Genomic DNA, 12,282 nt, shown 5'->3' with positions numbered 1-12,282 from the left:
CTCCACTAAAGCCACAAAAAAGGGACCCTCAAATGAGGATCCCTTTATGATCGAAAACTATGGGACAGCAGTGGCCCTCAGGCGCCTTTATCTGTTCCATCATCCCTGACATCAACTTGCTGTGGATCAGCCCATCCAGGCACTGAACATCCAAACGGTCTTTTCCTGCTGGGTAATATAATCGCTCATCAGCGTTGCAGTCCCTTCGTCACTGGCTTCTCCTGCCAGCTCCATGATTTCACGCTGCATTTCAATCAATGTCTTGTAGCCATCCAGCAGTCCTCGCACACAGGCCTTACCCTCGGTCACGTTGTGGGCTTCCTGTATGGTGCTGGTTTCAAGATAGGCACTGAAAGCATGCATGGGGGGCTGTCCCAGTGTCAGGATGCGCTCAGCAATTTCATCCACTTTCAGCAACAGGTCGTTATATTGCTCTTCAAACTTGACGTGCAATTCGAAAAACTCGGGACCGCGCACATTCCAGTGGTAGCTGCGCACATTCATGTAAAAAATCTGGTAGCTGGCCAACAGCTCGTTCAAACGCTTGGCCAGATGTGTGGATTTCTCCGTATCCAACCCGATGCGGTTCGTTTGCATAGTCAGCCTCCTTTCATGCTTCAAATGTAGGGTCAGCTTAGTACAGACCCGCCCCTTGAAGCCAAAAGACTCTTACTATTTTTTCGATAGACCCGATTAATGAAGCAGGTACTGGCGTACTCAGGCGCCAGTCACCCCAACAGGGTGTCGAGCACCAGCAGAGCCGAAAAGCCGCCCATCAACCCCAGCGTGGCCGGGGTTTGGTGGCCATTGCGGTGCGTTTCCGGAATGACCTCGTGCGACACCACAAAAATCATCGCGCCCGCGGCAAGCCCCAACCCGACCGGATATGCCAGCGGCATTCCGGTGCCGATACCGATGCCGATAAAAGCCCCCAGCAGCTCCATCAAGCCAGTACCGGATGCAACCACAGCAGCCATCAGCGGACTCAACAGAGCAGCTCTTAGCGCCAGTGCCACGGCCAGCCCTTCAGGCACATTTTGAAACAGGATTGCCGCGGTCAACGGCATGCCGACACTCATATCGTTTTCAGCAAAGCTGACACCGATCGCCATCCCCTCTGGCAGGTTATGCAATGCGATCGCCAGAAAGAACAGCCAGACACGCCCAATCCGCTCAACTCCTGGGCCACAGGGGCCCGTCTTGGCGTGCTCATGCGGCGTAAAGCGGTCAAGGCCCAACATCAGCAGTACACCAAGCCCCATCCCGACGATCACAGTGGCCACGGCCAGTATGGGTAGCGTCAGCAGCCGTTCAGCTGCTTCAACCCCGGGCAGGACCAGCGAAAATGCACTGGCCGCCAGCATCATGCCGGCAGCAAATCCCAGCATGACATCCTGGGTTCTAGCCTTGATATTGCGCATCAGAAGCGCGGCAAAAGCGCCAACGGCGGTGGAAACAAAGCCGCCAAAGCCACCCAGCAGCGCATTTTGAAACCGCTCGCCACCACCATTCTGGAGCTCCACCAGAGTGCTCTGAAGCAACAGCAACATGATGACAGATACAGACACGGCCATGCCGGCCGCAGCAAAGCGATGTCGCCTCAGCTCATGCTTCAGCGCGATCAGGAAAGACTGGTTGAGGGCTTTGGCCTGAGCCTGCTCCATCATGGCCTCCAAGGCTGCACAGGTTTTCTTGCATGCTAGGCCGGGGCTGGCTTCAAATCCAATCAGGATCGCCAATCCCGGCCATTAAACTGTGCTATGGAGCCCGCAAGCTCAGGCTGACAGAATCAATCAGACAGCCGAGGATCGACTGCGCTCAGCTCCGTCGGCATCTTGTAGTGCTGGTGACGGTTCAACCGCATCTCCAGCAGGCGGAAGCAGCCGATCATGATGGCCGCAATGGTCAGATAGAGTACACCCGCCGTGGCAAAGATCTCCAGCGGCGTATAGGTGCGGGCAATGATGGTACGCGCGGCACCGGTGATATCGAGCAGCGTAATGGTGGATGCGAGCGAGCTGCTCTTGAGCATCAGAATCAGCTCATTGCCATATGCCGGCAGCACAATGCCAAACGCACGCGGCAGGACAATGCGGCGTATCTTCAGCCAGCGGCTCATGCCGAAGGCATCGGCAGCCTCAAGTTCACCTTTGGGGATTGCCTGAATCGCCCCGCGAATCAGCTCGGCCGAGTAGGCCGCCGTGTTCAACGTGAAGGCAATAATGGCACACCAGTAGGGTTCGCGCAGAATGGGCCAGAGCACTGATTCGCGCACCGCATCGAACTGCGAAGCACCATAGTAGATCAGGAAGATCTGCACCAGCAGCGGTGTACCACGGAAGAAGAAGATGTAGCCAAACGGCAGAAGGCGCAGCCAGCGGCTTTGCGATGCTCGCATCAGTGCCAGCGGCACGGCCAGCATCAGCCCGAACAGGCCTGACAGGAAAATCAGCTCGAGCGTAACCCAAACGCCATCGATCAGGCGCGGGAAGTACTCGACAATCACATCCCAGTTCCAGTTCATGCCGCAGCCCTCCTTGCAGCAGGATCAGCACGGCGTTCCATCCAGGTCGTCATCGCCGTCGACAGGACCGTCAGCCCCAGATAGATAATGGCCGCCGCCATGTAGAAGGTAAACGGCTGCTTGGTCGAGCCGGTGGCCACATAGGCCTGACGCATCAGATCATTCAAGCCGACCACGGATACCAGGGCCGTATCCTTCAGCAGCACCTGAAACAGGTTGCCCAGCCCCGGCAGAGCCAGACGCCAGACCTGCGGCAGGATGATGCGAAAGAAGGTTTTTCCCCGTGTCATGCCCAGTGCCTGAGCCGACTCCCACTGGCCTTTCGGAATCGCCTGAATGGCTCCCCTGAACACCTCGGTCGAGTAGGCCCCAAAGGCGATTGACAGTGCAGCCACGCCTGCGGCGAAGGCACTGATTTCGATATAGTCGGTGTAGCCAAACTGCTCGGCGATGGCCATCAGCACCATCGAGCCACCGAAGTAGATGGTCAGCACCAACAGCAGCTCCGGGATACCACGAATAAAGGTGGTATACAGGGTTGCCAGTGCACGCAGAGGCCAGAAACCGGACAGCTTCGCCGCCGCTCCCAGCAACCCGAACACCAGACCAAACGCGAGACTTGTCAGTGCCAGCTTCACCGTCACCCAGGTGCCGGACAGCAACAAGTCACCAAAACCGAGTAGATCCATTGATCAGAATATCCGATGAACGGGACCACCCGAGGAGTGGTCCCGACCTGTTATCAGTAGATGGAGAACGGGAAGTAGCGGGCGTTGATCTCTTCATAAGTACCATCTTCTACGATGGCCTTGATCGCCGCATTGAACTTCTCTTTCAGCGGATCGCCCTTACGGATCGCAATGGCGATTTTGTCATCGATATCGATGTCTTCGCCCTTGAACTCAAAGCCCTTGCCATCTTCAGTGCGCAGCCAGTCGTAGGCCGGGAACTTGTCGGACAGCAATACATCGAGGCGGCCGCTGGCCAGATCCAGATAGGCATTATCCTGGGTGTCGTACAGCTTGATATTCGCTACGTCCGCCAGGTTGTCTTCCAGGTACTGACCGGCAATGGTGGCACGCTGAGCACCAATGGTCTTGCCTTCCAGGCCCGCCTTGCTGATATCAACGTCCTTGCCTTCAGGCGCAACATACGCCAGCACATTGGAGTAGTAACGGTCGGTGAAATCCACGACACGCAGACGCTCTTCAGTGATCGACATGGAGGCGATGATGGCATCGTACTTGCGCCCCATCAGGCCGGGTATAATGCCATCCCAATCCTGCGCCACAATTTCACATTCCGCCTGCATTTCGGCGCAGAGCGCACGGGCGATATCCACGTCAAAACCGATCAGCTCGCCCTGTTCATTCATGCCATTGAACGGCATGTAGGCGCCTTCGGTTGCGATACGAATCTTGTCTGCCGCCATGGCTGCAGTGCTGCCAAACGCGGTCAGGGCCGCCAGAGCAGCGGCGGACATCAGCTTGTTTATTTTCATACTCTTCTCACCGATTCAGTTTTTATTGGAGGTCTTCCCTGCCCTAGGCTATATCCAGACTATCAGGCGTGGCTAGCCATAAAATCCTTCACGCGCTGAGATTGCGGGCGATCAAACACTTCTTCCGGCGTGCCGGACTCTTCAATTTGCCCCTGATGCAGGAACACCACCTGACTGGACACTTCGCGTGCAAAGCGCATTTCGTGCGTCACGATCAGCATCGTACGGCCCTCTTCAGCCAGTGAGCGCATGACTGCCAGCACTTCATTCACCAGTTCCGGGTCCAGCGCCGAGGTGGGCTCATCAAACAGCAACACCTGCGGATCCATCGCCAGCGCACGGGCAATGGCAACGCGCTGCTGCTGACCGCCGGACAGATTGGCCGGGTATACATCACGCTTGTCGGACAACCCCACGCGCTGCAGAAGCTCTTCTGCGCGGCTGATCGCCTGATCACGCGACTGCCCCAGCACCTGAACCGGCGCTTCAATGATGTTTTCAAGAATGGACTTGTGCGGCCAGAGATTGAAATTCTGGAACACGAAACCGATTCTGGAGCGCATGCGTTCCAGCTGGCGTGAGTTGGCCGCGCGCAGATCACCGTCCTTTCCGGGCACCAGATCAAGCGCCTCTCCGGCGATGCGGATGCTGCCTCGACTGGGGCGCTCCAGAAGGTTGATACAACGCAGCAAGGTACTCTTGCCGGACCCACTCGACCCCAGGATCGAAATCACCTCACCGTCACTGGCACTGAGGGAGATGCCTTTCAACACTTCCAGAGAACCGTAGGACTTGTGGATATCGTCCAGTTCAAGAGCAATATTTTTCTCGGTCATGGCCTCAACCTGATACGACATACCGCCATCACATAAAAAGTAAACGGCCGATTGTACTACCAAAGACCCATAGCGTCATCCTTTGCCAACAGTGCCACCACAAGCCCCGTCAACCGGACCTGACGAGCTGCCACAGCTGACGTTTATCCACAGGGTCTATCTGCTCGGGTGTCAGATACCTGTGCGCATAGGCCAGATAGGCTTCAGAATCGAGGAACAGCTTGAATACGGCAGGATCAAGGTGTCCATCGCGCGCCATGAACGCCAGTATGCGCAACGACTCGGACAGGGTTTTGGCCTTTTTGTAGGGCCGATCAGCGGCGGTCAGTGCTTCAAACACATCCGCCAGCGCCATGATTCGCTCCGGAACACTCAATTCACCGGCGTTCAACCGTCTTGGATAGCCCTCCCCATCCACACGCTCATGGTGGTTACCGGCAATTTCCGGTACGCGCTGCAAATGGCGGGGAAACGGCAGACTGGTCAGCATGCGAATCGTCTGAACGATATGATTATTGATGCTGAAGCGCTCTTCAGGGGTCAGAGTCCCGTAGCGCTGAGTCAGGTTGTAGAGCTCACCATGGTTTTCCTGATACTCGGGCAGCGCCATGTCAAAGCCCCATTCATTGTTGGGGTCATGCGGCTCAACCGGAGGGCGGCGACCGTTCCAGGGCACCCGGTGCTCGGGCCGATCCGCCAGCAGAGGCTCCGTCACGGGCAGGTTGTCCCGCTCCGGGGGCATACGTTCAAGCTCCTTGTCCGACACGCCCTGACGTTTGTCGAAATGGCGCAGCCAGGTGTAGCCGGCAATCTGCTCGAGGGCCTTCACGTCTTCATCTGATACCGACTCAGTCCCCTGATTCAGCTTGGCCACCAGTGCAAAATCGGCCTGCAGCCTTTCCTGATCAGCAATCAGGCGTTCCCGCAACACCGCTCCGTCGCCCTGCTCAAGCAGCCCCTTGAGATAGCGAATTTCGGCATCACGCCAGAGCACTTCAAAGCGCGTTCGAATCTCGTGGATGCGGTCATACAGGGTTTCGAGCTTGGTCCCCTTGTCCAGCACATACTCAGGCGTCGTGATCTTGCCGCAATCGTGCAGCCAGGCAGCCAGATAAAACTCGTAACGCTGGTCATCACTCATGCTGAAGCCGGCGAATTCACCTTCACGACTGTTACAGGCCGCGTCCAAAACCATCTGTGCCAGTTCAGGTACGCGCTCACAGTGGCCGCTGGTATGAGGCGACTTGGCGTCGATCGCATCCGCCAGCAAGCGAACGATGGCATCCAGCAGGCGTTTCTGGGCTTCTATCAATCGGCGGGTCTCAATCGCCGTTGCGGCCGACCCGGACAGCTCATTTACAAAGCTGACCAGCGTTTGCCGGACTTTGCCATTGCCGTTCCCCATCCCCAGCACCATGAAGCCGGACGGCAGGGATTCACGCCCCTCCAGCGCCGTCACCAGCCAGTGCTCCTTGCCTTTGGGCAGCGCCGCTTCCAGCTGCGCCTGAATGAGCTTGGGATCGGTTGACTCGCACTGGATACTGGCCGGCAGGGCCGTTTTCCACTCCTGCGTGCGGGCACTGGCCAGCTTGAGTTCGTTTCGATCTGGGTCCAACAGGTAAATCATGCTTTGCTCGGCACCGACACTGGCTTTCAAGTGCTCAGCCACGGCCGGCAGCATACGGTCCAGCGCCTGCTCCCGAGCCAGGGTGTAACTGATCGCCTTGAAATGCCGAATCGCGTTGGCCATACCGCCCAGCACCCGGTTCAGCTCATTGACTTCCCGTATGCCGGTTCTTTTAATGCCCTCACGGCTGAAGTCGAATCGCGCCAGTTCAGCTACCCACTGCGACAGATGCCCCAGCGGGCGCGTCATGCGATAGGCCACCCAGGTCCCCAGCAAGAGCGCCAGCAGCGTGACCGACAGGGCCCAGTAGACGTAGTTGACTCGCCGGTCGTTGATGCCGGCCAGCAAGTCATGCTCCGGCACCGTTACCAGCAGTTGAAGTGACTCCCCCTGCAGCGTTAACAGGGGCTGGCGCAGGCCAAACCAGGTTTCGCCCCGCTCATCGAATCGCACCATTTTCCCGTCCGGCCTGGACACGGACATCAATTTCTCCAATGCGGGCACGCCCAGCTCTCCCAATGATGCCAGGCGGATCTGCTGCCCTTCAGCAATCAGCATCTGATCCAGCTGCGGCCAGGCGACCACGGTGCCAAAGCGGTCAACGACGACCATTTCGTGCGCCGTGTCCGTCTGCAGATCTCTGAGCTGATGGGATATCTCCTGCACTGACGCATCGATCCCCACCACGGCCCCCGTCGAAGGCGACTCATGCGACAAGGTAACCCCCACTTCTCGGGTGGTGAAAAACACATAAGGGGGTGTCAGCCGAGGGGCATCCTTGTTCTGCGCCTGTTGAAACCAGGGCCGCGACGTGGGATCGAACAGGTAGTCGGGCACCTCGCGTGATTCCAGCAGCGCCAGATCTTTCGAGTAGAACAGCCAAAGCCGCTCAACCGAACCCTCCGGCTGATGGTCGATGCTCTGTACCATCCAGGCGGCACCGGGCGGCGCATTCAATCGCTTGGTCGCGATGCCTGCCTGAATCTCACGCAGTAATACAAAATCACGATCCGGGTAGCCGGTATACACAGCGCTGGTGACGGGATTGGATTCCAGCACTTGCACCAGCAACGGCAGGCGCTGCAAGCGCTCATCCAGCGTATCCGCCTGCAACAGGGTATCGTGGACAAGAATCTTGAGGCTGTTTTCGACCGGCGCCAGCAGGCTGAGATTCACACTATCGAGCCGGCTGGCCAGCTGGCGGGAGGACGACTCGGCAGCCTCCAGCAACAACTCACGTTGATCGAGATAAGCCCGGGTGATCAGAACCGTGCTCAGGAGCAGGGTTGTAACGACAATGACCGCTGCAAATATGCTCTGCAACGGCCACCCTTTGCGTAGGTGTGCCATCCTTTAGCCTCATGACTGGCTGCCTCGTCAGACTCCCGACAGTATAGACCAGCCCACGCCGGATCAGGCGTCAATTCCCGATCATAATGGCTATCCAGCGCGTGGAAGGGTTCTGCTCCAGGGCTATCTTGGCAATCATGGTCAAGGGGATCGAGAGGAACATCCCGGCCGGGCCGAACATCCAGCCCCATACCATCAAGGACAGGAACACGACCAGAGGTGACAGGCCCAGCCCCGTTCCCATGTAACGAGGCTCCAGCACATTCCCCATCAGCAGATTCACCGCCACGTAGCCGGCGGCCACCAGCGCCGCATCCGGCAGCCCCAGCTGAACAATCGACAACAGTACCGCCGGGACCGCCGCGATAATGGAGCCCACATTGGGAATGAAGTTCATCAGGGCCGCAACCAGCCCCCACAGGGGTGCAAAGTCCACCCCCAAAATCCACAGCCAGAACGTAATCAGAAAGCCGGTCACCAGGCTCACGGTTGTCTTGATCACCAGGTATTTGTTCACCCGGCGTACGAAGTCATCCGCCTGCTGCAGCGAATTTTCCGCACTGGGCAGTGCCTTGTGCAGCTTGTCCCCCAGCAGGGTCGCTTCCATCAACAGGAAAATCACCACGAAGACGATCAGCATCAGGTCCGTGAGCAGGCCGCCCAGGTTGGTCAATGCATTCCCTGCCAGCCGCATGACCGAGCCGGGATTGAAGTGGTTCAGAAACTGCTCTCGCGTAACCGGCAGGCCAAGCCGTTCCAGATAGGGCAGCAACTTCACCGCCTCTTCCTGCAGCCGGGATTGATAGTTGGGCAGCCGCAGGGTGAAGGTATCGATGGCCGAGCCCACAAACAGCACCAGTACCCAGCTGAAGATCATCAATACAAAGACCAGCAGTACGATGGCCAGCCAGGGCGGTACACGGTGTGAGGTCATCCAGGCCAATGGAGGTGCGCAGATAATGGCCACAAAGATCGCCAGCAGCATCGGCACGACAATCGCTTCTGCCAGCTTGAGCGCGCCCAGAATAATCATTAAAGCCGCCAGCCCGACCAGCCATTTAAAACCGGTCGAAAGCGAACTCATGTTGGTGTCGGTCATTGCCTGCTTGCCTCCTGCGCTTGGGACGCTCAGATATCGTCCTTGAAATGAACACCCAACATCGCTTTCTGATCATCCGTTAGTGTGAGTGCCCGCCCGTTGGCAAAGTCATAGCGCACCATAAATGCCTTGCCGCGTGCGCCCATCTTGCCATCCTGCCAGGCTTCCTGCAGCACGGTAAACGAGCTGTTGCCAATTTTGCAGACCCAGGTTCGAATTTCCACATCTCGCCCGTAAAAAAGCTCACCCACGTAATCGACCTCGATGCGCGCCATGATCAGCTCCCACTTCTTCATGTCCAGATCGGGAGTGAAGATCCGAAAGAGGTCGTTACGAGCGCCCTCAAACCATTGCGGCACCCGGGTATTGTTAATATGACCCAAGGCATCCGTATCGTAAAAAGACGGGGTGAGTGTCTGAGAAAACATAGAAACGCGTGTCCTTCACAAATGGAAACGGGAGTATAACAGTGGTTACTGTTATACGGAGAGGGATCCACTTAACTGCGTTGGTCTGGGCAATCCCGGAAGATGCGCTTGCTGCACCCCTCACACCGCCCTTGATCAAGCAGCGGAATCAGCGTTTCTATCGCTGATCGGGGCGTTTCATGAAAGCGCTCTTCACCCAGCTGCTTCAGGGCACCGGTACGCTCCAGTTCATCCGTGACCGTCCCCTTCAACGAGCTGATCAGCAGTTCGCCACCAAGCGCCTCAAGCCGCTTTATCTCCTGATGCAGCATTTCGACGCCCGCTACGTCAATAAAGTTGACCCCTTTGCCGATCAGCAGAATATGTTTTACTCCGCTACCGGGTTCGGTGAGCCGACGGATCTCCTGCTGCACATGATCGACCGCACCGAAAAAGAGAGAGCCATCCACTCGAATCATTTTCAGCTGCGGACATTCCTGCAGCGCATAGCGTTGAATGTTGCGGATGTGACGGCGCCCCCCCTGCTGCAAGGGCGCCACTTCGGTCACTCGTGGCTGCGAGGTGCGCCGCAGGTAAAGCACCAGCGACAGCATCACGCCGATGTAGATGGCAAACTCAAGCTCGATCAGCAATGTGGAGAACAGGGTCACCAGCAGAATGGCCGCTTCTGAGCGGCTGCTGGACAGAATATGGCGGATGCTGCTGACATCGACCAGGTTCCAGGCAATCAGGAGAATGGACCCAGCCATTACAGCAAGCGGCAACCGCGCGGTCAGCTCGGGGGCGACTATCACTACCACCGCCAGCAAAAGAGCCGCAAACACCGCTGCCAGCGGAGTACGTGCGCCGGCGTCGTAATTGGCGCCCGAACGAGTAAAGGAGCCGGTGCTGGCGTAGCAGGCAAAGCAGCTGCCCACCACATTCGACAGCCCCTGGCCGATAAACTCCTGGTTGCCGTCGATCTGCTGCTGGGAGCGCACCGCGATCGCACGCGCGATCGACACCGCCTCAATCAAGCCCAACAGGGCTACGGCCAGAGCACCGGGCGCCAGTGCCTTGAGCGTGGCAAAGGAGAACTCCGGCAATACGGGCTGAGGCAACTGTCCCGGCAATGCCCCCACATAGGTGACGGCAGTCCCTGCCGGATCAAGCAGGTAGCAGGCCAGACTGCCTGCCGCCATGCCAGCCAGCAGATGCGGCAGTCTGCGGTTGACCTTGCGTACCAGCACGGCGACCACCAGTGTAATCAGACCGGCTTCCAGTGCCACGGTATTGATCGCGTCGATTTCACCAACCAGATGTTCAATGGTGGCCACCATCGACAACCCGCCGGGCTGATCAATGCCGAACAGGTGCTTTAGCTGGCTCACGGCGATCAGAATCGCCGCCCCGGCGGTAAACCCGATCACCACGGTATGCGAGATAAAGTTCACCAGGCTGCCCATGCGAAACAGTCCCAGTGCCAGCTGGATCAGACCGGTCAGCAGGGTCAGGCTGATCACCAGCCCCACATACTGCTCGGCCGAGAAGCTGCCCAGCCCCGTAATGACACTCATGACCACGATGGACAGCGCCGCGGTCGGGCCCGAAACCAGGTGCCAGGAAGAACCAAACAGGGAGGCAATCATCGCTGACACCATCGCCGTGTACAGCCCGTAGACCGGCGGTAACCCGGCAATAAACGCATAAGCCACCGCCTGCGGCAGTACCAGTACCATACCGGTCAACCCCGCCACGAAATCGGCCTTGAGGTTGTCGGGCGTGACACGATCACGCCAGCGGAGGAAAGGAAGAAATTTGCTGATCCAGGGTGGCATAGATAGCAGGCACTGTGTCTTGAACCGGAAGGGTCCTTATAGTGACAGCTCTTACTGCCAGATACAAAAAACCCGGCAGATGCCGGGTTTGGTGTTTTACTTACCGTACACTCCCAACGGGACAACCAATACAGGCCGTTTGGAGTGCGCCAGCGTTTTGGTTGCAGTCGACCCCATCAGGGCCTGACCCAGTGAGCTGTGCTTGCGAGTACCCATGACGATAACATCAGCCTCAATCTCATCTGCAACCTTGAGAATGGTCTTCCAGGGAGTGCCTTCCTCAACGCGCGCGTCGATATTCTTGAGACTCAGGACTTCATGTTCCTCGAGTTCGTCTTCACAGAAACGTTCGATCCGTTCACGAATCTTGCCGCTCAGTGCTTCAACGCCTTTCTGCAGCAGCTCGTCCATCTCTTCCTTTTCCATCATGTTGCTGAGCACACTGCGGGTAGTGCCGGAGAGAGACTCAATCACATGCAGGTAGGTAATCTGGGATTCCGAATAGTGACCGCACAGGCTGACGGCTGCACGGAAAGCCGGACGGGAGCCGCTTTCCAGGTCGGAAACGTACAGGATTTTTTTTACGTCATGAAACATCTCAATACTCCTCTCTTCCCCTTATGGCGGGAAGGACAGGCTGCACCGCATCAGCGGTACAGCAGCTCCGGCAGGAAGAGCGCGATCTGGCTGACGAATACAATCAGCGCAAGACGCACAATATCTGCACACCAGAACGGGGTCACACCTTTGAAGATAGTGCCCGTTTTCACATCCCTTAATACTGCACTGAGTACGAATACATTCATACCCACCGGCGGTGTGATCAAACTGATCTCGGTCACAACGACGACCACTATCCCGAACCACACCAGATCGAAGCCCATGCTCGCGACCAGCGGATAGAACACCGGCACCGTCAGCAGCATCATCGACAGGCTTTCAAATACCATGCCCAGCACGATGTAGATCGCCAGAATCGCCAGAATCACCACGATCGGGGCCACGTTCAGCGTGGTCACGAATTCCAGCAGCATGTCCGGCAGGCCGGCACGGTTGATGAAGTCGGAGAAGATCAGCGCACCGATCACCACTGCGAACAG

The 12,282-nt window shown here is 57.5% G+C and carries 12 protein-coding genes; all 12 read right to left on the bottom strand.

From position 1 onward, the window contains the following. Positions 1–126: 126 nt before the first annotated feature. Positions 127–597, bottom strand: a complete 471-nt coding sequence (locus H9C73_RS15805; RefSeq protein WP_209288866.1) for a Dps family protein — start codon at positions 595–597, stop codon at positions 127–129. 131 nt (positions 598–728) lie between these two features. After that, positions 729–1,664, bottom strand: coding sequence for a ZIP family metal transporter (locus H9C73_RS15800; protein ID WP_209288865.1), 936 nt, complete (start codon positions 1,662–1,664; stop codon positions 729–731). Positions 1,665–1,789: 125 nt separating this feature from the next. Further along, complete coding sequence (locus tag H9C73_RS15795; RefSeq protein WP_209288864.1) at positions 1,790–2,524, bottom strand: ABC transporter permease; 735 nt, start codon at positions 2,522–2,524, stop codon at positions 1,790–1,792. Further along, on the bottom strand, positions 2,521–3,213 hold the full coding sequence (locus H9C73_RS15790) for an ABC transporter permease (protein WP_209288863.1): 693 nt from the start codon (positions 3,211–3,213) through the stop codon (positions 2,521–2,523). The genes H9C73_RS15795 and H9C73_RS15790 overlap by 4 nt, the downstream gene beginning before the upstream one ends. Positions 3,214–3,266: 53 nt before the next feature. Continuing rightward, complete coding sequence (locus H9C73_RS15785) at positions 3,267–4,025, bottom strand: transporter substrate-binding domain-containing protein (RefSeq protein WP_209288862.1); 759 nt, start codon at positions 4,023–4,025, stop codon at positions 3,267–3,269. 62 nt (positions 4,026–4,087) lie between these two features. Further along, the gene (locus H9C73_RS15780) at positions 4,088–4,861 is read right to left on the bottom strand and encodes an ABC transporter ATP-binding protein (protein WP_209288861.1); all 774 of its coding nucleotides are present in this window, start codon (positions 4,859–4,861) and stop codon (positions 4,088–4,090) included. Between the two features lie 109 nt (positions 4,862–4,970). Further along, a complete protein-coding gene (locus H9C73_RS16180) occupies positions 4,971–7,838 on the bottom strand; it encodes an HD domain-containing phosphohydrolase (protein WP_236014338.1) in 2,868 nt (955 codons plus the stop codon). A gap of 70 nt (positions 7,839–7,908) precedes the next feature. Next, a complete protein-coding gene (locus H9C73_RS15770; RefSeq protein ID WP_209288860.1) occupies positions 7,909–8,937 on the bottom strand; it encodes an AI-2E family transporter in 1,029 nt (342 codons plus the stop codon). 29 nt (positions 8,938–8,966) lie between these two features. Further along, positions 8,967–9,365, bottom strand: a complete 399-nt coding sequence (locus H9C73_RS15765) for an acyl-CoA thioesterase (protein ID WP_209288859.1) — start codon at positions 9,363–9,365, stop codon at positions 8,967–8,969. A 71-nt stretch (positions 9,366–9,436) separates the two neighbouring features. Next, entirely contained in the window at positions 9,437–11,182 is a 1,746-nt protein-coding gene (locus H9C73_RS15760; RefSeq protein ID WP_209288858.1) for a SulP family inorganic anion transporter, read from the bottom strand. 96 nt (positions 11,183–11,278) lie between these two features. After that, the gene (locus H9C73_RS15755) at positions 11,279–11,779 is read right to left on the bottom strand and encodes a universal stress protein (protein WP_209288857.1); all 501 of its coding nucleotides are present in this window, start codon (positions 11,777–11,779) and stop codon (positions 11,279–11,281) included. Between the two features lie 50 nt (positions 11,780–11,829). Continuing rightward, positions 11,830–12,282 (bottom strand): TRAP transporter large permease subunit (locus tag H9C73_RS15750; RefSeq protein ID WP_209288856.1); only part of this gene is annotated, 453 nt, incomplete at its 5' end.

It is taken from the genome of Marinobacterium alkalitolerans, assembly GCF_017776525.1.
Lineage (GTDB): Bacteria > Pseudomonadota > Gammaproteobacteria > Pseudomonadales > Balneatricaceae > Marinobacterium > Marinobacterium alkalitolerans.
Note: the sequence above shows the minus strand (reverse complement) of the source record. Positions and strands in the feature narration are given on the sequence as shown.